Annotated in this window: 25 protein-coding genes; 10 read left to right on the forward strand and 15 right to left on the reverse strand. The window is 47.6% G+C overall.

Annotated features, from left to right (window positions below; translation table 11 throughout):
• Positions 1–9: 9 nt before the first annotated feature.
• Complete coding sequence (locus AY633_RS03700; protein ID WP_068486596.1) at positions 10–192, reverse strand: hypothetical protein; 183 nt, start codon at positions 190–192, stop codon at positions 10–12.
• Between the two features lie 113 nt (positions 193–305).
• On the opposite strand from AY633_RS03700, the gene AY633_RS03705 reads away from it, so the two are divergent.
• Together AY633_RS03705 and AY633_RS16880 are read left to right on the forward strand one after the other, a co-directional pair.
• Positions 306–779: a PH domain-containing protein gene (locus tag AY633_RS03705; RefSeq protein WP_068486597.1), complete on the forward strand. Its 474-nt coding sequence runs from the start codon at positions 306–308 to the stop codon at positions 777–779.
• Between the two features lie 46 nt (positions 780–825).
• Entirely contained in the window at positions 826–1122 is a 297-nt protein-coding gene (locus tag AY633_RS16880) for a TIGR04104 family putative zinc finger protein (RefSeq protein ID WP_068486599.1), read from the forward strand.
• A 31-nt stretch (positions 1123–1153) separates the two neighbouring features.
• Here the strand turns inward: AY633_RS16880 and lexA are convergent, their stop codons facing one another.
• Positions 1154–3580 carry a transcriptional repressor LexA gene (gene lexA / locus AY633_RS03715; protein WP_068486601.1) on the reverse strand — a complete coding sequence of 809 codons (2427 nt, stop codon included), beginning with the start codon at positions 3578–3580 and terminating at the stop codon, positions 1154–1156.
• A gap of 256 nt (positions 3581–3836) precedes the next feature.
• On the opposite strand from lexA, the gene AY633_RS03720 reads away from it, so the two are divergent.
• The 3 genes from AY633_RS03720 to AY633_RS16890 are packed head-to-tail and all read left to right on the forward strand — an operon-like array spanning position 3837 to position 4838.
• Positions 3837–4163 carry a TIGR04104 family putative zinc finger protein gene (locus AY633_RS03720; protein ID WP_068486603.1) on the forward strand — a complete coding sequence of 109 codons (327 nt, stop codon included), beginning with the start codon at positions 3837–3839 and terminating at the stop codon, positions 4161–4163.
• Between the two features lie 5 nt (positions 4164–4168).
• On the forward strand, positions 4169–4483 hold the full coding sequence (locus tag AY633_RS16885) for a TIGR04104 family putative zinc finger protein (protein WP_068486605.1): 315 nt from the start codon (positions 4169–4171) through the stop codon (positions 4481–4483).
• A 58-nt stretch (positions 4484–4541) separates the two neighbouring features.
• A complete protein-coding gene (locus tag AY633_RS16890) occupies positions 4542–4838 on the forward strand; it encodes a TIGR04104 family putative zinc finger protein (RefSeq protein ID WP_068486607.1) in 297 nt (98 codons plus the stop codon).
• Positions 4839–4894: 56 nt separating this feature from the next.
• Here AY633_RS16890 and AY633_RS03735 read toward each other — a convergent pair whose 3' ends face one another.
• The 11 genes from AY633_RS03735 to AY633_RS03790 form a co-directional block, all read right to left on the reverse strand.
• The gene (locus tag AY633_RS03735) at positions 4895–5521 is read right to left on the reverse strand and encodes a hypothetical protein (protein WP_068486608.1); all 627 of its coding nucleotides are present in this window, start codon (positions 5519–5521) and stop codon (positions 4895–4897) included.
• 385 nt (positions 5522–5906) lie between these two features.
• Complete coding sequence (locus AY633_RS03740; RefSeq protein WP_068486610.1) at positions 5907–6521, reverse strand: hypothetical protein; 615 nt, start codon at positions 6519–6521, stop codon at positions 5907–5909.
• Between the two features lie 283 nt (positions 6522–6804).
• On the reverse strand, positions 6805–7119 hold the full coding sequence (locus AY633_RS03745; protein ID WP_068486612.1) for a type II toxin-antitoxin system RelE/ParE family toxin: 315 nt from the start codon (positions 7117–7119) through the stop codon (positions 6805–6807).
• Positions 7112–7516 (reverse strand): AbrB/MazE/SpoVT family DNA-binding domain-containing protein, encoded by a 405-nt coding sequence (locus AY633_RS03750; RefSeq protein WP_068486614.1) that lies wholly within the window; start codon positions 7514–7516, stop codon positions 7112–7114. Before AY633_RS03750 ends, AY633_RS03745 begins: the two co-directional genes overlap by 8 nt.
• 207 nt (positions 7517–7723) lie before the next feature.
• The gene (locus AY633_RS03755) at positions 7724–8149 is read right to left on the reverse strand and encodes a hypothetical protein (protein ID WP_253183153.1); all 426 of its coding nucleotides are present in this window, start codon (positions 8147–8149) and stop codon (positions 7724–7726) included.
• Positions 8150–8270: 121 nt separating this feature from the next.
• Complete coding sequence (locus AY633_RS03760; RefSeq protein ID WP_068486616.1) at positions 8271–8624, reverse strand: GNAT family N-acetyltransferase; 354 nt, start codon at positions 8622–8624, stop codon at positions 8271–8273.
• Positions 8625–9212: 588 nt separating this feature from the next.
• Complete coding sequence (locus AY633_RS03765) at positions 9213–9572, reverse strand: rhodanese-like domain-containing protein (RefSeq protein WP_068486618.1); 360 nt, start codon at positions 9570–9572, stop codon at positions 9213–9215.
• A 64-nt stretch (positions 9573–9636) separates the two neighbouring features.
• The gene (locus AY633_RS03770; protein ID WP_068486620.1) at positions 9637–9879 is read right to left on the reverse strand and encodes a hypothetical protein; all 243 of its coding nucleotides are present in this window, start codon (positions 9877–9879) and stop codon (positions 9637–9639) included.
• A gap of 108 nt (positions 9880–9987) precedes the next feature.
• Entirely contained in the window at positions 9988–14118 is a 4131-nt protein-coding gene (locus AY633_RS03775; RefSeq protein ID WP_068486622.1) for a tetratricopeptide repeat protein, read from the reverse strand.
• Between the two features lie 467 nt (positions 14119–14585).
• Positions 14586–15548 (reverse strand): N(5)-(carboxyethyl)ornithine synthase, encoded by a 963-nt coding sequence (locus tag AY633_RS03785; protein WP_082799207.1) that lies wholly within the window; start codon positions 15546–15548, stop codon positions 14586–14588.
• 321 nt (positions 15549–15869) lie between these two features.
• A complete protein-coding gene (locus tag AY633_RS03790) occupies positions 15870–16487 on the reverse strand; it encodes a GntR family transcriptional regulator (RefSeq protein WP_068486626.1) in 618 nt (205 codons plus the stop codon).
• Positions 16488–16691: 204 nt separating this feature from the next.
• Here AY633_RS03790 and garR point away from each other — a divergent pair, with 204 nt between their 5' ends.
• The 4 genes from garR to AY633_RS03810 all read left to right on the forward strand — a co-directional run bounded on the left by garR (position 16692) and on the right by AY633_RS03810 (position 21406).
• Positions 16692–17582: a 2-hydroxy-3-oxopropionate reductase gene (gene garR, locus AY633_RS03795; protein ID WP_068486628.1), complete on the forward strand. Its 891-nt coding sequence runs from the start codon at positions 16692–16694 to the stop codon at positions 17580–17582.
• A 3-nt stretch (positions 17583–17585) separates the two neighbouring features.
• A complete protein-coding gene (locus tag AY633_RS03800) occupies positions 17586–19025 on the forward strand; it encodes a four-carbon acid sugar kinase family protein (protein ID WP_068486630.1) in 1440 nt (479 codons plus the stop codon).
• A 61-nt stretch (positions 19026–19086) separates the two neighbouring features.
• Positions 19087–19926 carry a class II fructose-bisphosphate aldolase gene (locus AY633_RS03805; protein ID WP_068486632.1) on the forward strand — a complete coding sequence of 280 codons (840 nt, stop codon included), beginning with the start codon at positions 19087–19089 and terminating at the stop codon, positions 19924–19926.
• Between the two features lie 136 nt (positions 19927–20062).
• Entirely contained in the window at positions 20063–21406 is a 1344-nt protein-coding gene (locus tag AY633_RS03810; RefSeq protein WP_068486634.1) for a GntP family permease, read from the forward strand.
• A 142-nt stretch (positions 21407–21548) separates the two neighbouring features.
• Here the strand turns inward: AY633_RS03810 and AY633_RS03815 are convergent, their stop codons facing one another.
• Both AY633_RS03815 and AY633_RS03820 read right to left on the reverse strand, forming a co-directional pair.
• Positions 21549–23948, reverse strand: a complete 2400-nt coding sequence (locus AY633_RS03815; RefSeq protein WP_186008735.1) for a cell wall-binding repeat-containing protein — start codon at positions 23946–23948, stop codon at positions 21549–21551.
• Positions 23912–24331: a hypothetical protein gene (locus AY633_RS03820; protein WP_068486638.1), complete on the reverse strand. Its 420-nt coding sequence runs from the start codon at positions 24329–24331 to the stop codon at positions 23912–23914. Before AY633_RS03820 ends, AY633_RS03815 begins: the two co-directional genes overlap by 37 nt.
• Before the next feature lie 171 nt (positions 24332–24502).
• On the opposite strand from AY633_RS03820, the gene AY633_RS03825 reads away from it, so the two are divergent.
• Complete coding sequence (locus tag AY633_RS03825) at positions 24503–25237, forward strand: GDSL-type esterase/lipase family protein (RefSeq protein ID WP_068486640.1); 735 nt, start codon at positions 24503–24505, stop codon at positions 25235–25237.
• The last annotated feature ends 8 nt before the right edge of the window (positions 25238–25245 follow it).

Raw genomic sequence — 25245 nt, forward strand, 5'->3', positions numbered from 1 at the left:
TACAATTGCTTAGCGTTTGTGCTTACTCCAGTCATAGGGTTCTTTCGTCCAGTCCATAATTAAATAAACCACAAATATGATAGCGGCATATAACAAGCTATCTCCCCACAGGATTTCACCTTGTGAAAGATAGTCTTTGAACGAAATGACGACAAAAATTGCCAAGGCGATTTTTGAATTTTTCTTCAGCATTTCCTCTCCCCTTTCTTCTTTCTAAGCTTAGCTTGAGGTTTTATCTTTAGAAAAAGAGCACAAAAATGAAGCTTCTGGCGTTTTTGACCGTATATAAGTGGAGGTGAAGAACTATGGTCTTTCGTTCAAAAATCGATTCGTTTTATATACGTTGCACGTTAGTGGCTATTCTACTCATCGCTGCAGCTTCATTCGTTCCCTTATTATTCGAGGGCGTGCCGCTTTTGGATTTGATTATTGTTACGCTAACTTTTGCCGTGACGACCGCGCTCCTCCTGTGGGTCACATTTTCTATCCGGTACGTCTTTTTGGAGAGTCACCTGCTGGTAAAGGCCGGTCCTTTCAGAAGCCGAATCCCATACCACAGCATGTTGAAAGTTTCTCCGACACGCAATGTGTTCGCAGGCTATCGCCTATTGGCTTCACGCGATGCACTGGAATTGATTAATAATAAGACCATGTTCGGGACGGTGAAGATTTCGCCTGAGGAGCAGACCCTGTTTATCGAAGAGCTGAAAAAACGATGTCCCGAATTAAAACTGGATAAAAAATTTTTGGAACAGACATCCAATCATCCAAAACCATAGTATGATGAGAAGAAAACAAGGTTCCTCACTCGAAAGGAGTGCCTTCATGCCTCATTGCCAAAATTGCGGAGTTAAATGGCGTTGGAATGATATGATCAAAATTGCCTTCAAAGGACAGATGCCTTGCGCAAATTGCGGGAAAGACCAATACGTCAAAAGCGGCCGGAATCTCTTCTGGGCATTTTTACTTGTCGTACCTTATGTACTCCTGTTTTCCTATCTTACTTCCACTTTCGGTTTTAGCTGGCCTCTGGCAATGACTGCATTCGCCTTTATTATGACGCTTAGTACACTTATGGGGCCATTCTTTTATAGATTATCGAATACGAAAAAACGTATTTAAAAACAGCCCGCGGGCTGTTTTTTTATGGCTGTTATTTCTTCATTACCCCAATGACCCGGCCGTTGATGTACACATCTTCGCTGCGCATCATGATCGGTTCGAATTCGGGATTTTCCGCGACGAGCAAGATTTCACTGCCCATTGGCATATACTTTTTCATCGTCGCTTCGCCGTCGATGACCGCGATGACGATGTCGCCGTTTGATGCTGTATTTTGTTGATGAACGACGACCATATCGCCTTTATCGATGCCCGCGTTGATCATGCTGTCGCCGGTCACCGTCAGCAAAAAGCTGTCTTTTGGCGACACAAGCCAGTCGCGCGGCAAGCTGTGCGCCGTCTCATAATTCTCGGCAGCAAGCGCAGGAATACCCGCCGCAACGGCTCCAATCAATGGCACTTCCGCCAATTCGTGCACTAGGATTAACGCCTCTTCTCCGGCTTCTCTCACTTCGATGTCCGCTCCAGGTTCTTGGGCGTATTCGTAATCACGCCCATTTTTCAAGTTTTTATACAGACTGCGCTGCTTCGTATCCGGCAAAAAACGCGCTTGGCATTTTGGCAGGTCCTGCACTTCTTCGCCGCGGCGGTCGATGATCTTGACCGACAAGCCGTCCGTTGCAATGCCGTAAAACGCCCGGCCGTCTGCTTCCAAATAACTCTTCAATTGGGTTACCGCATCATCGATCCCCGTTCCGAACCGTTTCACTTCGGCGATGATATACGGCCGCACTTCCCCGTCTGCATGGATTTCAACAGCGATGTCACAATAGCCTTTTTTCGAAAACTGCTGGACCGGGTATTCGAGCTGCATTAGTTCGTAAGGGTAGCCATAAGTTTCGTGGAGTTCACGGAGAAGCCACTGGCGGGTCAACTCTTCTTTTGAATGCAAGTCAACCAATTGATCAGCCAATTGGTAATGGGTCATGCTGATCGACTCGAACGGCCGTAGCGAAGCATCTTTTCGCATGCGCAAATGCTTGCGGTCGATTTCCTTGATGAATTTTGATGGCTTTTTGACCGACGACATGTACAATAACTCGTTCGCACGTGTCATGCCGACATACAATAGCTTGCGTTCATCTGAATCAATGGTCTTCTGGTCTTCCGCATCCTCGTAAAGCTCCATTGGAATGACGCCTTGATTCAAATCAATGAGGAAAATGACTTTGAATTCCAGCCCTTTGATCGAATGCATTGTCACGAGCTTTACTTTATCCGATTCGAAATCCGGCTCATTGGTCTGCAGAATCTCACACGGAATGCCTTGTGCGGCTAGATCCACAGCTGCGCTTTCGACTGAGCGCTTGCTGCGCGCGACGATGCACATTTCCGACAAACGGTAATCGCCTTTAAGTCTATCGATTTCTTGTGCCAGAAAGGCCACTTGCTGTTCAGGCTGCATGAAGAAATGGTAAATCGGCGGATGGCCATGGCGGTCGATCAATGCCGGTTTGACGAAATCGACGTTCGATTGAATTGTTTCATCAGCTTTGATCAAATCGAACGCAGCTTGCGAAATCTCTGTCGTCGTCCGATAGTTTTTACTCAAGGTGCGCGATTTCCCGCTCATATCATAGCCAATCGTCGTGTACGGACGGCCTTTGCCAAGCCAGGAATCCGGGTAGATGCTTTGTGTATTGTCCGCCACGAACATCAAGGACGAATGGTCTTTTTCCTTGTACAGTTCCTTCAAGAATTCCAGTTGAACACGCGTCAGGTCCTGGCTTTCATCGATGATGATGTGGGTATACTTGCTGCCATTTGAACGCCTGACTTCCGACAGCGCCAGTTCATTCATTTGCTTGAATGAGACCAGTCCGTCTTGTTCCAAAAACTCGCGGTACAATCTCGCCACTTCAAAAACGGCTTCACGGGTCGGCGAATTCTTCAATAGTTTCTGAGGCGTCCCGCTATTTCCAGAAGCGCGCCCGACGCGGTCCACCGATTGATAAGTCTCGATATCGGTCATCGCACACGAAGTAATCCACTCGGCCTCATCTTTCAGGAACTTTTGGTTTTTCGGCGTCAACAACTTCACGTCCGGATAGGATTTCTTTACTTCGTGGATTGCCTTCGTCAGCACTTGCCATTCCTTGTCAGCCGGCGCAATGGACAGCTTGCGTTTTGCGCGCTGCAAATATTTCATGAACTGCCCATACATAAGCGAATCGATCGTCGAGATTTTCACTTCCGCATTCGCCGCAAACAATCGCTCTGCTTCGCCAGCTGCCGCATCCGCCAAACGCTCGTATTGAAATTTTATGTAATTGAGCAAGGTCTTATTGTAAGTCACCAATAAAATCTGGTCGTCTTCCTCGTGGCAATAATGATCCATCAAAAAATGAATGCGCCGAATCGCCACCGTCGTCTTGCCCGATCCAGCTACTCCTTTTACCAACATCGGTCCGCTCGGCTCAAGTTCCACTATGCGCCGCTGTTCCATATTCAACTTCATCCCCCGCACCCTCTCCATTTACAACTTATACCTTTATTCTAAGAATATTGTCATGTAATAGCAAGGACTTGCTGCACATATAGGAAGGAATATCTGTTTATGGATTGAACAGGATGGACGGTTTTGATTTTACAGCTGCCGATATTCACCTACAGGGAAGATTCCTTATATTATTCCCATAAATTTGGATTACTTCTGAAATCCAGGGTATACAATACTTAACTAAGGACAATTTGGAATGGAAAGGAGCAAACTAATGCCTCATTGCGAAAATTGCGGGACAAAATGGAGCTGGATAAACCTCATGAAAATCGGATTTCAAAAGAAACGAAAATGCGCAACGTGCAATACAATGCAGTACGCTCCACCTGGTTTAAGCCGTAAACTATACATCCCTATGCTTATCTTCATGTTTATCGCGCCTCTTGCGTGGGCTTATCTAGAGATTCCTGATTTGGCTTATATCCTGTTTTTTGTCATCTTGAGCTTACTGGCCATAATTTTCTCGCCCTATACCATCAAGCTGCACAACGGGCCAAAACAAACCAAAGCTGCCGACTACCCAGCGGATGAGAAAGGGTGAATGCTATGCCTCGTTGCCAGAACTGTGGATTTAAATGGAGTTGGAAAGAAGTTATAATGCTCAGCGTGAAAGGCAAAAAGGAATGCTCGAATTGCCACAAAAGGCAGTACATATCAGCTGGATCAAGCTTCTGGATTACCTTTTTAATTACCCTGGGCTTTGTTATGCCGATGACCATGCTTCGGCCTTATTACGAAATCGCTTGGCCATTTTTCATTCTCGCTTTTGTGATTTACATGCCTCTTGCTCTATCATTCGCTCCATTTCTATATAAACTATCGAACACCAAATACGCTTCGGCAAAACGGTCAAATAATTGACTGCTTCCACCTATCTTTAAAATCAATGCATCTATGCTTGCCAGAAAGGATGAATTTTATGCCTCACTGCCAAAATTGCGGATATCAATGGAACTGGAAGGACATGTTCAAACTCAACCTCAAAGGCAAACAAGAATGTCGAAATTGCCACACTGTTCAATACGCATCAGGTAAATCGAATTTCTGGAGCTATATGCTATTCCTCGTCCCTTTTGTTCTGGTATTTAATTACGTCCGTATTTACATGGAAGCGGGTTGGGCAATTCTTATCCTTTTCTTTTTGCTTTATGTAACGCTTGCTTCATTATTGATTCCATTGTTTCTCAAGTTATCAAGTACGAAACGGCAGTTTTGAAAACTAATTCGAACACAAAAAACGCAGCTGCTATTGGCTGCGTTTCAAAATTCCCGCTATCTGATTTCTTCGATTAGCTGGTCTTGATCGTCAAATTCGATTTCTCCGATTCTGCCTTCTTCGGGAACAATCGCCCTGCCTTCGAATCCGTAGGCTGCCGCTTCGCCTTCTGCTGGCTCATGCCATACTTCGAACGTAAAACTGTAAAGCGTTTCCCCGTTATCGCTTTGCACGATATCAATGTCCGAAGTGCTCAGTTGATATGTGCGATCGCTGAAACTATAATTGAATGCTCCGCTTCTGGAAAAATTGTCATAGCCGTTTTCGGTAAAATACTGTGCATAACTTTCTTCCATATAATCCATTAAGTCTGTATACTCAGCAGATTCTAGAAAAGCGCTATACTCTTCTTCGCTCGGCTCCACCGGTTGTTTATCCGCCATGACGTTCCACAAATCCCTATAGGTTTCATCCGGCCCATTGAACTCCTGAGTAATAACCGCTCGAATCGCTTCTTCGCTTTTATCCATTTCATCATCTGGCTCCACTATTTCAGCTGTTTCAGCAATTTCATCATCCCCCGCGCCACCTTCAGTCGAACAGCCCACCACTATCGCGCTAAGCAAAAGCCCCAACACTCCATATAATAATAAAATCCTGCAGCGACCTAGCTTGTCTGCCATCACCATTCCTCCATTTCGTTGAAATGAACCCAAGTACAAAAATCTGATAACTATTATACGGCTCTATTCTTGAAATGATTCACTTTTATTACAATTAAATGGAATGACAGCTTACCCTCCACAAACTTTCGGGGCAGTAAAATTTGTCACTTTAAGTGTTACTTCGCAGACAATAGACGGACCCCCAAACACCCTGTCAAGACAAGGTGTTTGGGGGTTCTTATACAAAGCTATGCCAACTTCTGATAAGTTCTAATATGTAAACTAAGTTTTCATTAGAATCTCTTTTACATAGACTTTAGCATTAATGATATGAATGAAACTTTTCTGTTCATAACTTCTACTCATCATCAACTATTGTCGCAACATGCTATTTTATTCTTTCTTACTCTTGCTCGAAAAGATGAGTATACAGTTTAAACTTTGACTGCTCGTTTAAGTGTTTTGCAAAGTACTTGGCTTTGTAAAATTTATTCCAACCATCGCGCTCTTTTTCAATTTTTATAAATGCACTCTCTATTTCTGTATTTTCTTTTAGCCAGTTATACCCCTCATTCAAAAAAGACTGTTTGATATTTTCAACAACCTTTTCCATGTTCGAACCATCCGGCTCTATCCACCAAAGATCCTTCCGGGTTTGTTCTACAGGATTATCTAAACTAGACAAATACTCTGATTGATCAAGATTAGAAAGCAATTCACATTGCAAATGGCATTGATATGCTTTGGGCAAGAATTTCCCTTGTCCATCTATCTTCAGATATTCATCAATGGCAGGTATGAAATCATAATAGATTCCTAATTCGACATGGATAGACATCGCTGGCCAACCGGTTACATCTGAAAAATATTTCCCGACCGCTGTGATATCCAACACCCATATAGAATTACCAATCCAAGCCCAGTTATGCCTAGTATTCACTTTTGTAAATCCACTTTCTTTCAATACAGGTGACAATGTTTTTCTTATTATTTTATTTATTTCTGGGGATCTGATCATTGTAAACCTCCAAAGTGAAGTTGTGGCCAAGCATAGAGAAGCCTAGATTAATTCTTGTTATGTAATTATATGTATATCACCACTGTAATATCGAAACTGTATAGAATAGTCTTTTGAATGTATCATTTTTTCTAACAAGGTCAATTTCTCTTCGCTTTCTGATCAATTCACTGGGATAGGAGATCTGAATGTAACTTAATAGCAATTAAGTTACATTCGAAATTTCATTTTTTAGCTGTATTTAATTCAACAAAAAGCCATCCTTCGCTTAGGATGGCTTTTATCAGTTGCCTAGATATCGTTTCAATTCCACATAAAAATTTTCGCGCGTTCCCAGCAAAACAATTAGAACCAGTTCGCCCTCTTCATTTTCTCGTAGAGCATAACACAGCTCATAATTGGTGCCTCTGTGATGAAGGTCCAAGCAGGAATAGCCTTTTAAATCTCCTTTTTTCGCTTCGCCAATGGCTGGATCCTTACGAATACTCGTGATGGCTTCGTCCATTTTCCGATAGAGGACTTGGTCGGACTTCTTGATCTTTTTTAACTCTTTTCCAGCTCGTTTGCTGAGCCGAACAGGCAACAAATCTTCATTCATCCTCTTCATCATCCTCCAGAGCGTCTAGATAGTTGTCTAAACTGCCCTGAATAACAGGTTGTGCCATCGTTTCCTGTTCCAATGCTTGCAAAGCTACTGGAATGTCTGCTTTGATTTTCTTGAATTCTTGCAACAACTCTTGTCCCGAAAAACCTTGAGCGATTAAGTCCTGTAAAATATCTGCGGAAAAATCGACTTCTTCGAATGTGGCAGGCCGGATGATAATTTCGGTCCCCGTAAATTCCATTATGGCTTCATCGGTAAGTCCAAGAGCCAGGTAAAAATCTTTGGGGATGCTCAATTGTCGTTGCTGCGAAACGCGTACCCGTCTTTTTGCTTTCTTTCCTGGTTTCAGTCCATGTTCGGACTCTCTTTTTTTCGGCGTAGTAGCACCCATTATTCTCACTCCTAACTTTAAAATAAAATTATTTATTAATTTACTTTAAATTATAACACTTTTCCAAAAGAAATGAACGTCCGAAACACCTCAAGATCCCGACTTTTAACAGCTTCGTGAAGACTATAGAAAAAGAATAGTGAATGTAACTTAATTCACATTAAGTTACATTCAGATCCCATTGTTCTCTATTGCTATCAAAGCGTATTATTTTTCTTTCTTTTTCGCATCTCCATCTTCTTGCCAAAAAGCTGGCCCCGTTACATCCGACAACCAAAACAAAACATCCTGTTCATGATCATCGGTTTCCAAGTTGCTAATGGGTCCAGGATTAAAGGTGTAGTCCCCTTGTTGAATTTTTTCTTCCCTCACGTAGTCTTTGAAATGGTAAGCTCCATATCCTTGTACCGTATTTGTTCCTTCTGGTTGAGGAGATTCTTCTCGAATCGACGTATGGACCTCTGCTAAATAGCTAAAGAACCTTGACAGTGAAAGGTATCCTTCCGAATTTCCGACAAATGAAACGCCAACTTCATCGATTTTGATTTCCATTTTTGCTTTCTTAGAAAAATATGGATCGAAATCGTAAAATATCTCTTTCTCTTTTTTGATTTTCTTCTTTTTTTTAGCCATTTCATCTACGCTCCTTGATTGCTTTTCATAGATTTGAATGTAACTTTTCTGCACTTAAGTTACATTCGTTTCAGCATCTTAACTAGTACCAAAATATAGTTTTCCATTGACTAATTTGCTATTAGTCAATTTGAATTCCCATCTTTCTCGCTTGGTTTTTCATTCCCATTGATTTGTAGAATTTAATAGCCTCTTCATTAAACTCCCACACTCCAAGCTCTAGGCTCGTTGCCTCGTTCTCTCTAGCAAATTCAATTGCTTTTTGATACAACCACTTGCCCAGTCCTTTTCCTCTATATTCTTTTCTCACTCCTAAATCTTCCATAAAGAGATACTTTCTTTTTACAGCTGTAGTTCGATCTGGAGTTTCATTGATTCTTAGGATGGTAAATCCAATAATCTCATCGCCATCTTCAATAATATAAATCACTCCTTCATCACTTTTGATAAGTTTCTCAAAGTATGAAGGATCCAATATCTAATTTGTATTTTTATAAATATCAGGTCTTCTATTTACATGTAGATTGTGAACCTCTTTGTGCAATGGTTGAAGTCTCTCAAAATCAATGAGTTGTGCCTTCTTAATAGGGTATTCCAACTTTCCCTCTCTCCTTTCGAATTATTTCGATTATACCAATAATTACCACTGTATGGAATTCTGAATTTTTTCAATATAAAACCGTTCGTAAAAGTACACTTTCCCGAACGCTTTGTAAACAACTAAAAATAGGCGAAAAGAACGTTCGTAAACGTATCAAAATACTTTACGAACGTTCGCCAATTTGCGTACACTCTTACGGACGTTTTTCAGATCTTAATGAGAGGAAACGATCGTTTATAGGAAAGAATTAAGGAGGTGTTTCCTGTAAGGCAAACCTAACACCTACATTACTGGAAGGTTTAGGAGTGAGCGACGTGATTTCAGGTGCAAGTTAACACTTGAAATCACTACAAAAATACTCTTGAATTTACAGCAGGATTTCAATTACACAAAGTTTCCAGCCCCTCTGCAAATCGACAAATTTACCCACCTATAAAAAAAAGAGCCGCCTATTGGCAGCCCTTACTCCACATCGCCTTTCCAGGACGACATGCCTTCCGATACATTCACCAGCTCGTATCCGGCTTCATGTAAAATCGCGCTTGCTTCCTTGGAGCGGTTGCCGGATTGGCAAATGACCACATACGGTTGGTCTGCCGACAAGCCGGAAAATTCTTCTTCCCGAAGCGTGCTGAGCGGTTTGTTCTGTGCCCCGGCGATATGCGCCTCTTCGTATTCATAGGTCTCTCGCACATCAAGCACTGTGTAGCCCGCTTCTTGCTTCGCCGCCACATCTTCAATGGCAATCGTTTCGTATTCGTCGTTACCGCAAGCTGCAAGTACCAGCATAGCCAGCATCAGTAAGCTTATTAGTCTTTTCATGGCACGTCTTCCTTTCCTGTCTTGTTCCCTTTATTAGCTCAAAAAAAAGCCTGAACAATACTGTTCAGGCGTTGACTTTAGGTGTCTCTGGGTGCAAATAGCTGTCTATGAACTGCGTCGCTTCATCGAGCGTCGTGTACTCCCACATCATGCCGTTAGACATATCGCGAATGACCAATCCCCCGCTGTTTGGTTCACACTGAACGATAAGCGTTTTGCCGTCATCGGAATTGAAGGTCTGGGTGATGCGCACACCGCGGTATTCGAGAAGCGTAGATAAAAAGGTGCGGATACTCTCTAACTTCATACGGAACGCCCCCTTCAGGTTTGTGGCCCGTGGCTTGTAATCCGTGCAGCTTTATTCTACTTCACATTATCATATTCAGAATAGTTGCACGAGAGACTTTTCTCCTCTTTATGGTCTCGTAAGCTCCACAATAAATGACGAGAATAGGTCCTCTTCCACTGCCATCTCCCAAATCGCGGAAGCTTCCTCGGTTTCGAGTAGTTCCTTTAGAATTGCCTTTGCGGCAAAAGGCTGATGCCGTGCAGCTTGTGCGCGCGCCATCTCATACTGTGCCGGCGCAAAGCCCGGCATGTCCTCGAGCAAGGGTTGAAGCAACTCTTTCGCCCGCTGCCCGTGGCGTTTCGTCGAATAACCCGACGCCCGCGTCACGATTAACCATTCCGCAAAATGCAGTTCTTCCGGCAGGCTATCTTCGAATTCAATGCGTTTGTCAAAATCCAACGATTCCAAGGCATTCCATTTGCGGATGTATAGATCTGCGTTGAACGGTTCAAGTGCAATGGCGGCATCCAATTTGTCTAGCGCTCCTGGAATATCTTCCATAATTTCCAATGCTTCACTCCACCAAGACAGCAGCTCTGCGTCCAGCGGCGCCGTTTTTTCGTAAGCCTTGAAGCGCTTCACAAGAGATTCGTATTGTTTCGGATTGCCCTTCTCTTCCGCCAATTGAAGTTCCGCAAACATCAGCATGCGTTGCGCTTCTCCTGGCGCTCTTGTTTTGGCGTAAGGTTTTAATTCATCGACCGCTTCTTTTGCCATGTCGCGGTTCACATAAAACTTCGCAAGTTGAATGGCTGCGTCTTCGCGATCCGGTGCAAGCTTTGAAGCCGTTTCGCAAAGCGTGATGACGGTGCTCGCAAACATCATGCGCTTGCTGTGATGGCGTATGCGCTTGATAATGCCGCTTGGCGGTTCTTCTTCCAGCTGTTCGAGCCGGTTCATCAATTGCTCTGCCGCCAGTACATAAGCTACGGCTTGTTCGCTTGGGGGCAGCCACTTCTGCAAATTGCGTTTAAGGAATGGGATTTTCCCGAGCGCTTCGAGTGTCAGCACGTACTCGCTGTATAATTCTTCCTCTTCTGGCGTCAGTATAAGCAATTCTTTGAGATGATCCAAGGCCCGTTTATGCTGGCCTTGTCGATTCAAAAATTGCACGTATTGGAAACGCGACGGGAACGCGTTCGGTTCTTGACTTGCTTGCGAAAACAAATTCTCTGCTTGATCGAAGTCGCCCGCAGCTTCACAGACATGGGCCCGTGCAGCATACGACCACTCAGCTGGCACTTGGTCTTCGATCCGGTCGAGCAAGCGGCTCAATTTTTCAATATCGGACGGGCTTGCGGCAAACTGTACCAAGTCCGGCAGTACAGCAGACAAAGGTTCCGCAGCGATAAAATCGAGTGCCGCCGCAAAAGCTTTCGGCACATTTCCAGATTCTCGGTAGCTGCGCACCAAGCCACCAAGCGCCGGTGCATAGCCCGCTTCCTGATCAGCCGCTCGCTCGTATAATACCGCAGCGCGTTCTGTGTCCCCAACCGCTTCGGCAAGTTGCCCTTGCTTGACGAGTGCCAGCGGAAAATTCCCGGCGGCCTCATACAGATGCTTGGCAAACCGCGAATTGCCCGCCAGTTCGTGGAGTTCTGCTTCCAAACAAAGAATATGTGGATTTCCACTCTTGCGCAACTCTTTCAATCCGCCAATAATGCGGTGACGCAAACTTGCCACCTCTCCCAACTCGCTGTATCGTTCGGCGAGCATCAACAGCTCTTCCCCCTCAACAAGCTCGAAACCGTCTTCAATAATTGTCATCGCTTCACCAGTAGATACCGGATCTTCCGATTGTTCCAAGATCAAATCAGCAGAACGCAAGCGATAGCCGGCATCTGCTTGTGCCAGTCCTTGTTTCAACAAAGCTAGTGCTTCGGTATTGCGCTGTTGGCCGTACAAGGCGTGTGCGATGTGAACGGGAGTGAACAGATCTTTCGGATCGAGTTCGAACGCACGCCGGTAAGCTGATTCCGCCGTTTTGAAATCTTGCTGCTCGATGGCGATATGGCCCAGGTAAACGTGGAAAATGTCTTGATCCTGCTCATTTTCCAAGCCTTTTTCGATAATCTTTTGCGCTTCTTGCCAGTTCTCGTTCTCCATGAACAGCTCCGCCATGCGCAAATACGCAAATGGCTGCTGCGCGTCCAAGGCGAGTGCACGACGGTAATGTTCCAGTGCTTTCTCTGTTTGATCGAGCGCTTGCTGACAGCGGCCCATTTCGTAGAAGAAATAGCCATCGTCTGGATGCTGCTCGCTTAATTTTGCAAAACGGCGATAGGCCTGTTCGACCGCTCCGTATTCATATTGGATAAGGGCGTGCGTAATTTGGGCGTACAGGTCTTCCGGCAATTGCCCGGTCGCGATTTGCGACCATTTATAGGCTTGGAAAATTCGCCCGCCTTCTAAATAACAGCGAGCCAAATGACTATAAGCAAGCGGTTGATAATGATCAAATTCAATTGAGCGTTTCAATAGCGGCATCGCTTGTTCCACTTTGCCTTCATTCATGAAAATGGCCGCCCGTAAAAACAAGGCATACGGGCTTTTCGCATGCGTAGGCTCTGTTAATGCCGACAAGGCTTTTTCGCCCTCATTTTTTTGGAAATACAAATGCGCTTCCAATAATTCCAGTTCGGCGTCATGTACCCCGAAATCCGCGCGCAATATCTCCAGCCATTGTTCGTGCCATTCGATGGACTGGCCGGCAAGTGCCATCGTCAAACCGATGACTGCTGCGTAGCGTTGGTCTTTATGGCGCTCCAAAAATTCCACAAACGGCGTTTCGTTAATTGGTTCGACATCCAGCAGTTCATAGATTTCCGTGAAAAAGCGATGGTCTGCCTCATTCAAGCTCTCAAGTAAATCGAGTCGGTCATCATCCACAAACGCCATGCTCAATGAATCGGTCATGCGAAACTCTTTCGGCACTTCATTATACGCCACCAAATACGGCCCTAAATCATTTGGGTCTTGAATGACGAGCGCTTGCAGACGGTCATCGTAGCCGATCACCACTTGCACATGCGCGCTGTTTTCGATCATCATGCTGAGCAAAATCGGAATACCCGCATCGATAAAAGTTTTATACTGGTCGATTGTGCCTTTGAAATAACGCGCCGAAAAGCCGAGCGATTCCATATACGTCATTGTTGTCTGTAATTTCGAACCCGTTACATCAAAGACGTGCGCCGCGATATCGTCTTGCGTTTGTGATTGTCCGAACGCTTGCAAAATGAGCGCTAACGAAGCCGGGACACAATAATTGAGTTTCTGCACTTCAGGCGTCAACGATAGTTTTTTATGCATTCCATCCGGGTTGATTTCCGTTTTCGTGTACAAGCTGTCTTTCAATTCACGCGGATGCTGGGCAATCCATTTGTTCAACTCATCGAAACGTTCCAATTCATACAAACAATGCGCCGATAGATGAACAAACAGCTTTTTGCGCGAATGGTATGGATTCCGTTTGATCGCCGCTTCCATTTCTGTCAGGCTTTGTTCGTAACGCCCCAGCTGATGCAGCCTGCTGATTTGTTCTGTGCGAAACGCATGGACGTTCGGAAATTCATCGGCGGCACGCATCAATAATTCAAGCGAACGCTCCGGTGCTCCGCGCATCGCTAAAAGATCGGCATACAACAGATGAATGCTCGTGCTCCACCGGCTCTTCGTATCCGGCAATGCCTCGACCAGTATATTTTCCGCGCCGTCCCAGTCTCCGCTATGAATCGCAAAAAACGCTTGCTGGTCCGGGCGTGCCCCGCCGAGCTCCTCAATGCGCGCCAATTGCTCGGACGCTTCCGGAATGCGGTTCAACTGGCAATACACTTTCATCAATAAATGATGCGCTTGCACCAATTCCTTGTCTTCATAAGCATCGGCATGTATGCCTTGCAAGCGCGCCAATATCTTTTCTTCCGCTTCCAGGCTGCGGCCATTTTCCATAAAGTGCACGCAATGCCATACATAAGACCGCAAGCTGCCAAAACGCTTATAGCTCGCCGTCGCCAACAAATTGCTATAGCCATACAAATCCGACTCATCGGCCATGCGGATCAAGCGGTAAAATTCCTCTTCATTTGGAATGGCCGCCAAAAATTCCTTTGCCGCCCGCAATGATTTCTTTTCCCATAACTCTCCAATAACCCGGACCAAATCATCCGCCGTCTCGATGTGAACAGTCGCCATCATGTTTCTCTATCCCCTTTAAATTTCTTCTATATATAAATAGTCGAATCTATTAGCCATATTGTTAAATCACATCACGGGATCGCGGCGCTTGCTTGTTGACGATTTCTGCTTTCGCGATCTTTTCATGGAGCGTACTCAATAAATACAGTCCCCTAAACAGGCAACCGAATAAAATTCCAAAAGCCAGGATGCCTCCGACTGGCGGCCCCAACACGAATAAAAAGTACCCCAATAGGCAACTAAAAAGTATAGACCAAAACAACTTCATGCCATTCCTCCCTAAGCTCTATGCCACGAACTAGACATTTCCCATGATTCGTCAGAAATCTATTTCTCGGTCCGCGATAGATCAATTAACTTATTATATAGCGGCTGCAATTAGGTCGCAATAACTATTTTTATACTTGCAACTATAATAAAATCCGCCCTGGCCGATAAGACCAGGGCGGATCAATGTTTCTCTATTATTAAACTGTCAATCCGCGTGCTTGGCGAAATTCGGTAATGCGCGGATCTTTGATGATGCCTTTTTCGATGACGATAGCTTGTTGAACCATATTGGAAATTTGGCCTTCAAGCAACTCATCCAACATCGGCGCAAAACCGGTGCTGAGCACTTTCGTGATCGTATGCGGGAACATCGCCGGCGTGTTATCGACGGCATAATGGATAACGCCATCAACCGTATAGACCGGGTTGTCGATCGTCGTCGGTGTCGAGGTTTCGATCTCCAGTTCCGGGTCGCAGCTGACATCGATGATCATCGCGCCTTTTTTCAAGCGCTTCAAATCTTCGCGGTAGATAATGCGATCCGTACGTGTCGTGTCCCACATGATGCAATTGACGAGCACGTCGTAATCGACCATCTTCTCGCGGAACAAAGCTTCTGCGCGGCGGCCGTAAACGTCCACTTCTGCACCGAGTCCATGAAGGATGCGCATCGCGCCTTTCGCCGTGTGGCCGTTTCCGAGAATCGCGACACGCGTCTCATACGGCATCTTGCCACAATGTTGATACGCCTGAAGCACTGCCGCTTCCCCAGCCACTTCACGGTTGCGATAGAAAATATAACGCCCGCCTTCAAATAACTCTTCCCAAGCGACGACCGTATGCTTTCCGGCAATGGCGCCATCCGTGAACTTCACGTCCTGGATCGCATGCGCCCAACCAATCAACAACTTGCCCTCTTCGAGCTGATCGAAATAATCCGCAAAGCCCAATTTCACATCGACAATCGCATCACAAGACAAGACTTCCTCACGCGTAGACATGTTCACGCCCATCACGCGATAATCTTCATCCGTCAGGCCCAGCACCTCGCCGTAGCCATGCTCAAAATACAAGCGCTCCGGATGTGTCACTTGCTTCAAATCTGCCGGCAAAATCGCCCGCCGCTTCTCGTTATTCTTACGGCTAATTACAAAACCCATCGTCTTCAAAATTCATTCCTCCATTTTCTCTCGGCACAGCCGTTAAATCCATAGTAGCATGAAAACCCTTTCAACGGCGTATTTATTATGTCCCTGTGCACCATACAATTCGCGCAGCAAGATTCGCGGTCTGGCGGCATTTCACTGCTTTTGCGTCCCTGTGCATCACACAATTTAAAGAAGCATCCATCCGTCAACACGGATGGATGCTTCTTTTTCGGTTGAATTGTGTCTTGCACAGGGACAACAGAGCGACAAACCCCCGCCAAACCAACGATTCCCCTCTGCAAATTGTGTCTTGCACAGGGGCAGAACGCCGCCCTACCCTTTCATCCGCTGCAAGCAGAACTCCAGGTCGAGCTGGAGATGGGCTTTCATGAGCTGCTCCGCTTTGTCTGCGTCGTGGGCAGCGATCGCGTCGTAGATGTCTTGATGTTCGTCGATCAATAGCGGGCGTTTGTGGTAGACGACGGTTTTGCGGAACAGGTAGATGATCGATTGCATGCGTTCGAAGATGTCGATCATGACGGGGTTGTTCGTCGCGCCGATGATGATTTCGTGGAATTCTTTATTGGCTGTCATGACTTGTTCCATGGTGCCGCTACGGCCGACTTTGACGCATTCCTGCAATTTGTCCAGATCGCCTTCGCTCATATACATCGCGCAGTGGCGGACGGCGAAGCCTTCGAGCAGCGTGCGCACTTGGAAGATGTCGCGCAGGTCGCTGTCGCTCGGGTTGACGACGCGTTTGTCTTTGATGAGCCCTTCTTGCTCGAGCTTGCGGATGGAATCGCGCACCGGCGTCCGGCTGATGCCCATTTCTTCGGCGAGCCGTTCTTCAACTAATTTCGTGCCGCGCTCGAGTTCTCCGTTCAAAATTTGATCCCGTATGTATTCATAAGCTTGGATATACGCAAGCTGTGTGGATTTTTTGGTCATGCGAATCGACTCCTGGCTAATTTATTTCTCCTTCCAAAGTATAAGTTCTATTGGAAGAATTTAAAAGCCACTATATTTTTTTGTATACATTTTAAAATATTTTGTATACAAAAACAGAAATAATGTGTACTATATTGATTAACAAGAAATGAAAGCGCTCTATTTTCATCGAGGGCTTGGCTAATTTGAAAGGAGCAATCATCCATGAACAAAACCATAGGATTTATCGGACTCGGTATTATGGGCAAACCGATGTCATTGAATTTGCTGAAAGCGGGTTACCAGGTGCACGTCAATGACCTCAATACAGAAACTGTCGATACACTCGTCAAGGCTGGTGCACAATTCGCGACACCCACAGAGATGGGAGAACGTTGCGACGTCGTCATCACGATGCTGCCTGCGTCTCATCACGTGAAACAAGTCGTGCTCGGAGACAACGGAATTTTGACGAACACGACACCAGGAACGGTCATCATCGATATGAGCTCGATCTCGCCAGTCGCTTCGGTCGAAATTGCCAATGAAGCAGAGAAGCGCGGCGTCGACATGATCGATGCACCGGTCAGCGGCGGAGAGCCAAAAGCAATCGATGGCACTTTGGCGATTATGGCGGGCGGAAAAGAAAGCGTTTTCGAATCCGTAAAAGATGTATTGGAATGTGTTGGCTCTGACATCGTCCTCGTCGGCGACAACGGCAGCGGCGTCACCGCAAAACTCGCGAACCAGATCATCGTCAACTTGAACATCGCCGCAATGTCTGAAGCACTCGTACTTGCTGCGAAAGCTGGCATCGATGTCGAGAAAATGTATCAAGCCATTCGCGGCGGCTTGGCCGGCAGCGCCGTGCTGGATGCAAAAGTGCCATTGATCCTCGATCGCAATTTCGTTGCAGGCGGCCGAATCGATATTAATTTGAAAGACATGACGAACGTGATGGAAACCGCACACGAAATCGGAGTGCCACTTCCGCTTTCAAGCCAGCTGGTCGAGATTTTCCACGCCTTGAAAGTCGACGGCAAAGCAGCGGACGACCATGGCGGCATCGTCCAGTATTACGAAAAGCTGGCGAATGTCGAAGTAAGGAAGGTGTAAATAATGACACATTCTAACCTGTTGAATGCACAGCAAACGCTCGCTTCCCTTTCGACTGTCCCGGATGAACACCACGTCGATGCCATGCTCGAACGTGAGCTGCGCGATTTCAATAAAAAAATCATCGTGCTCGATGACGATCCGACCGGCGTGCAAACCGTTCACGGCGTTTCCGTCTATACCGATTGGACAGCGGAAAGCATCGACGCCGGATTTGCAGAACAGCAATCGATGTTCTTCATTCTCACCAATTCCCGAGGCTTTACGGCAGCGGAAACAAAGCAAGCGCATGAAGACATCGCGCGCACCGTCCAACAAACCGCGGCGAAGCACGGCAAAGAGTTCATCATCATCAGCCGCGGCGACTCGACCTTGCGCGGGCATTACCCGCTCGAGACCGAGGTGCTGAAAAATACGGTCGAAGCCGAATCCAATCGTTCATTCGACGGCGAAGTCATCATGCCGTTCTTTCAAGAAGGCGGCCGCTTGACGATCGACAATATCCACTACGTCCAGGAAGGCGAGCAATTGGTGCCGGCCGGTGAAACTGAATTCGCCAAAGACCGCACGTTTGGCTACACCGAATCGCATCTCGGCAAATGGGCAGAAGAAAAGTCAAACGGTGCTTTCAAAGCTGAAAACGCAGTCTATTTATCGCTCGAAGACATTCGCGCCTTGCGCATCGATCGTCTCGTCGAGCAATTGATGACCGTTTCGGATTTCAATAAAGTGATCGTCAACGCCACCCAGTACGTGGATGCCAAAGTCGTCGTCATCGCCTTGATTCGCGCGATGAACGCCGGCAAGCAATTCATGTTCCGAAGTGCTGCGGCCTTAACGAAAATCATCGGCGGCATCAGCGACAAAGCTTTGCTAACAAAAGCGGAATTGATTACCGAACCGAGCGAAAACGGTGGGTTGATCATGATCGGCTCCCATGTGAAAAAGACGACTGAGCAATTCGAAGTGCTGAAAACCGCTGACTTTATTGAATTTATCGAGTTCGACGTTCATCTGGTCTTGCATCCCGAACAATTCGAAACGGAAATCAAGCGCATTATCGACACGAGCGAGCGCTTGATCCGACAAGGCCAGACGGTTGCGGTCTACACGAAGCGTGAGCGGCTGGACCTTGGGAATAACCGCCAGGAAGAAGAATTAATGCTGTCGGTGAAAATTTCAGACGCCGTTACACGCATCGTCAAAAACTTGAACGTCCGTCCAAGTTTCATTATCGCAAAAGGCGGCATCACGTCGAGCGACATCGGGACAAACGGCCTGAGCGTCAAGCGCGCCACGGTCGCCGGCCAAATTCAACCGGGCATTCCCGTTTGGCTGACGGGCAGCGAAAGCAAATTCCCAGGAATCGCTTACGTCATTTTCCCGGGCAATGTCGGTTCGAAAACGAGCTTAAAGGACGTAGCGGAAATCCTGCACGGATAAAGCAGGCGGCGTTTGCCGCTTACCATCTATGTAAGCGAATACAAAAATAGGCGGTGTGAAGATGTTCATTCAAACAAAAGAAATCTTGCAAGCGGCTCAAGCCGGACACTATGCGGTCGCCGCGTTCAATGTGTATAGCCTTGAAACTTTGCAAGGCGCAATCCAAGCGGCAGAACAAGAAAACCAGCCGGTCATTATCGCACTCGGCGAACGGTATTTCGGTACGGTCGATGTCGAAGGCTTTGCTGCTTTAACGAAAACCTTGGCGGAAAAAGCGAGTGTCCCGGTGTCCTTGCACCTTGACCATGCGTACGAGAAAGAATCGATCGTCCGTGCGATTGCCTGCGGATTCACGTCCGTTATGTACGACGGTTCGAAACATGAGCTCGCCGAAAACATCGCCTTCACAAAAGAAATCGTCGAACTCGCACATCAAGCTGGCGTCAGTGTCGAAGCGGAAATCGGCTCGACGGCACGCGGCGCGTTTTCGGACGAAGAGGAAGGCACCGGCGCTTTGACAGATCCTGCATCCGCCAAAGAATTCGTCGACCAAACCGGCGTCGATTTTCTCGCCGCGTCAATCGGCACGGTCCACGGCATGTACACCGGCGAACCCGATATCAAGCTCGGGCTCCTCGACGACATCCGCCAAGCGGTCGGCATCCCGCTCGTGCTCCACGGCGGCTCCGGCACACCGGACGACACGATGACACAAGCGGTCGCTAAAGGCATCTGCAAAGTCAACGTCAATACGGAAGTGTCCCTCGCCGCGGCAAGCTATTTAAAAGAAACCGCTGGGGAGCCGATGCATTTGTCCGATCGAATGGCCGGCATGCAACAAGCGATCGTCCCGGTTATGGCACGGTTTATCCGCCTGTTGAAAAATTCGGATGCCGGATGAAAGTTTTCTTATAGATTCAGGGATTTATTCGAGGGAATTTTTTGCATTTTTAAAAACAGTAAGTCATATCTAGTCAACGCTCTGGCTAGTGCATCAAACAGCCCCACCAAACTTGACCACAAAGGGAGATGTTCACATGGTTACAGGTAATATGTTAATTGTGATTTTTGTTCTGTCGCTCGCCGCTTTGTTTTTCGCTATTCTTAAATTAAAAATCGAGCCTTTCCTCGCCTTGATTACCATCGCCGTGCTCACTGCACTGGCAATCGGCATGCCGCTGCAAGACGTTGCATCAACCGTCACGACCGGGTTCGGCAATACGCTTGCCGGTGTCGGTATCTTGATTGGCCTCGGCGTCATCTTCGGCCAATTTCTTGGCGCATCCGGCGCAGTCGAAAAAATCGCCCAAGCGGTATTGAAAGTGTTTGGCATCAAACGTTCGCCAGCTGGCCTTGCTTTAACCGGTACAGCCGTCTCCATTCCGGTGTTCTTTGACGCCGCATTCGTTATCTTGAGCGGCTTGATCCGCTCGCTGTCCACGAAGACCGGCATTTCCATCGTCAGTTTCGTCACGGCACTCGGCGTCGGTTTGATCGTCTCCCACAATATGATCGCTCCGACACCTGGACCGCTCGTCGTTGCAGAAAACACGGGTGCCGAACTCGGGCTGTTCATTCTCTACGGCATCATCGTCGCTATTCCTGCGACATTGGTCGGTGGCTATTTGTACGGCATGTTCATTGGAAAACGCGTGAAGCATTCCGGTGAAATTGAAGAAGTCATCGTCGAAAAAGCCGATCTTCCGAAAAAGGAAATCAGCACCGCTTTGAGTTTCTTCATGCTGGCATTGCCGATTGTCTTGATCCTGGCAAATACCGTCTCGAAACTATTGCTTCCTGAAACCGCCGCTTCTAGTTTCTTCGGTTTTGTTGGCGAGAAAAACGTCGCCCTATTAATCAGCGTGTTCGCAGCCGTTATCTTCTTGCGTCCTTATATTTCCATTCCGAACAATCGCTTATATAGCGAAGCCATCAATTCTGCCGGCATGATCATCCTTATTACAGGAGCCGGTGGTGCATTTGGAGCAGTCATCAACAATAGCGGCATCGGCGATCACTTGATCACGACGATGCAAAGCTGGAGCATTCCGGTCCTGTTGCTGGCGTTCATCTTCTCGCAAATTTTGCGCGCTTCACTCGGTTCGGCTACGGTCGCGCTCGTTACAACTTCGAGCATCCTCGGGCCAATGGTTACAGAACTCGGCGTCTCCCCGATTCTTTTAGGCCTCGCGATCTGTGCCGGCGGTATCGGCTTGTCCTTGCCGAACGACTCGGGCTTCTGGGTCGTCAACCGCTTCGGGAAACTCACTGTTCCGCAAACGCTTCTCGCCTGGACGGGCGGCGGCTTTATCGCCGGCGTCACCGCATTGATCACAGTCTTTATCCTGAACCTGTTCTCCGGGATCTTGCCTGGGCTGTAAGGAATAAAAAATATGCAAAAAAGCCGCTTCCATTTCGATGGAAGCGGCTTTTTGAATTGTGTGCTGCACAGGGACGTGCACGTATCTAAACCCCGCTATAACAGCATTTCTATGTTGCGAATTGTGTGGCGCACAGGGACAGCTACTGCTGCAAGCGCGCGTTCACCTGTTCCGACACTGCTCCGGTTCCTCCGAAGATCGAGAAGTCGCGGTAAGATGACAGTTGCTGCTCGGTCGCCCCTGGAATGTTGTCCGGCCGCACGAGCAATATCGGTGCGTCGTTTTTCGCGGCGAGCACAGATCCTGTCAACGCGTCCGGGAAATTCAACCCCGTGGCGATAAAGGCTTGGCTAGTGCCAAGCGATAGCCGTGTCGCCACTTGAGAACCTGTCTCGTAGCGGTCTTTGCCGCCGAAGCGTTGAGGGTCCGGCAATTTGCCGAAGACTTCATCGCTGACGACGCCCGTGCCGCCGATGACCAAACTTGAGTTGTAACGTTCAAGCGCGGATGCTGTTTCGTCCGGCACAGAATCACTGCGCGTCAACAAGATCGGGATGCCGTTTTTCGCAGCATACGGCGACACCGACAAGACGTCTGGGAAATTCGAGCCACTTGCGACGACTGTCTGTGTGGACTCCAACTTCTCGGCAATCAACGCCGCGGTCTCGTAGCGTGTTTTACCGCCGATGCGTTCGGTCTCGAGATTCATGTTAACGAGTTCAGCTTCCACCGCGTCCGACACGGCTCCACTGCCGCCTAAAATAACGGCTTTGTCAGCACCCAGGCGTTCGATTTCTTTGCGCGTTTCTTCGTGAAGTTCACCGGAACGCGTCAATAAAATCGGCGCCTCTTCCTTATACGCCAGCGGTCCACCGGCCAGTGCGTCCGGGAAGTTGCCGGCCGTAGCGATGACTACCGTATCGGCTGACGCCCAGCCGGTTTGTGAAATGGCAATCGCCGTCTCGTAGCGGTTGATGCCGGAGATGCGCTCAGGCAGCTGTTGCGGTTCTGTTGCTTTCACGACAATATCGAGCGCTTCGCTTTGATTGCCATAACGATCACGAATCGTCAGTGTTAACTCGCTGCCTGCTGTTTGCTGCGGAATGTCCAAGCTGAACGCGCCCGCTCCGGCATAGCCTTCTTGGCGGGTGATTTCGCCGCTTTCATCTTGCACCGTAATGACAGCGTCTTCCACTGCTTGATCCAAGGTGCCGGAAATCTCCACTGAACTTTCATAGACATCACTGACGGTTGGCTGCGCAATATCCAAAATCATCAACGCCGCTTCCGCATTGATTCGCCCGTGGCCGAAATACGGATCTTTTCCTGGCGCCCCAAGATCATCGGACGTGTCGTATAAGCGCTGTTCGAGTTCTTCATTCGTCAACTCCGGCTCGTTCGCTTTCACAAGCGCTGCAACTCCCGCAACGACAGGGCTTGCCATCGAAGTCCCGCTCAAGGAACCAAAGCTGCCTCCAGCGACCGTCGACCAGATGCCCGTGCCAGGTGCCGTGATGTCCTGATCCACTCCATAATTCGAGAAGCCCGAAAACCAGTCTTCGTGGTCGGTTGATCCGACTGCCACCACGTTTTCATAGCCCGATGGATAATGGGTCTCGTCTGTCGATTCATTGCCAGAAGACGCAACGACCAAAACGCCTCGCTCGTGCGCGTAGTCAATTGCCACTTGGTATGCTTCGCTATAGAAATAATTGCCGAGACTCATATTGATAATATCCGCCCCCGCATCCGCGGCGTAATAAATCCCTTCAATGACATCAGACGAATAAGCATCATCCCCCTCGAACACATCGATGGCCAGCAAACTTGCCTCCGGTGCCACGCCCGTACCAAACGTCCGGTTATCCTGCGCAGCGCCGATAATGCCGGCGACATGGGTTCCGTGGTCGTCTTCGCTGATGCTCGAAGCTGTCGCATAAGAGCTCGTGAACTGCCCCGCTAAATCTGGATGATCCAAATCAAAGCCGTTATCCAGCACGGCGACCAATACGTCTTGTGTGCCCATCGTTCTGGTCCATGCGCGCTCCGACCCGATCAGTTCGTGATGATACTGGAAGGAATAATACGGATCGTTCGGTACCGCTGTCGTCTTCAGCAAATGGTCCGGCTCGACATTTGCCACACCTGGCGCTTTGCCAAGTTCTTCTATGTACTCGTCCACGCTTTGCCCAGTTGGCACTTCTGCCGTCACCAATTTGTTCGCTGTGTTAACGTCTAGCGCTTCGGTCATTTCTCCTGACAGTGCATGATTGCCTGCCCCTTTTTCTAATGTAACAATGACGCGGTCGGTCTGTTCGTTTTCATCCGCTAACGCTACCCCTGCCGCGTGCAGCACAGCCGCTCCCGTAAGCAAAGTGATTCCGATTTTCTTAGATGTCTTCAAAATATTGACCCCTTTCAGCTGTTCTCCGTGGCTTGTAAATTCTTGGTTATTGTAACATCTTGTTTTTCCATTTAATAGTAATTCGATTTTCTTTTTGGCAATCATTTCATCTGAATTGCGTGGCGCATTGGGAAGCAAAACCATTCCGCAACAAGAAAAACCACATCCCTTCCGGTTTTAGCAGTGAGGATGCAGTTTAAATTGTGTGATGCACAGGGACAACCAAGCAGCAAAACCTCGCCACGAAAGCATTCCTGCCCAGCAAATTGTGTGATGCACAGGGACACACTCACTTTCCCTTTCCTGCTCGGCGAATCCCGATTACCAGTCCAGCTATCCCCCCCGACTACTGCTCCAACATACGCTGTCAGCTCATAGCCTTCCATGCCTGTATTTTCATAAATGTCGAACCCGCCCAAAAACGTGTCCCCAATGACCAGCCCGAGAAAACCACCAACCAAGACTCCCGCGATCAATCCAATCAATCCAGCGGCAACTTTCGACATGCCCCGATTTTTCATGACCGATTCCTCCCTTATCCACTTTCCCCTAAGTCCTGCATTTTTTCATAGGCTCCTCTCTGGTGAAATAGTGACCTATGACTCAAACGAATCGAACACATCAAATATAGATAGAATATTCGGACTATTAGTTTTATACTAGAGTTGAACAAAACAGAAAGGGAGGGTCCTATGAAAAAGCTCATCTACATCCTTATCGTCGCATTGCTTGCCAGTTCGCTCGCATCGCCAAGTGTTTTTGCCAGGAGTGATAACGCTAAAGAATCGCTTGTTGCAGTCGGCGATTCGATTCCGTTCGGCTTGAATCTCGGCCAAACTAACCAAAATCCGGCAAAAACCAGCTATCCATATGTCATTGGCAAGCTGGCCGATCTCCGAGTGCGAAATCTTGGCGTGTCTGGCTGGCAATCAGCTCAATTGCTTGAAGCCTTAAAGACCGATCAGAAATACCGTCAAGCCATCATCCACTCGGATTATGTCGCAGTGACGATCGGCAATAACGATTTACTCGCTATTCTGCGCGAGGCGGCAGCCGAAAGTGGCGGGAATCAAGTATTGTTCCAGCAATTACTCGGCATCAAACTTAACCAAAGTGACGTTTTCTCGAACATCCAACAAATCATCTCGGAAATCCGTACACTGACCGATTCGCCGATTCTGCTCTATAATGTTTACAACCCATTCCAACTGACTGACCCGCTTCATTATGTCGCCGATTCCATTCTTCCAGCCATCAATCTCTCATTGACTGCCTTCGCCTTCGCTAATGAAGACATCTTTTTAGCAGATGCCTACACAGCATTCGGGAACCAACAAGCCCTCTACGTTCTTCCAGGAGATATCCACCCGACTAACGCCGGACAAGCAAAACTCGCTGAAACCGGTTTGAACGCACTCGGCTTATAATAAACGAG

The organism is Planococcus maritimus, from assembly GCF_001592825.1.
In the GTDB taxonomy this organism is placed as follows: Bacteria; Bacillota; Bacilli; order Bacillales_A; family Planococcaceae; genus Planococcus; species Planococcus maritimus_C.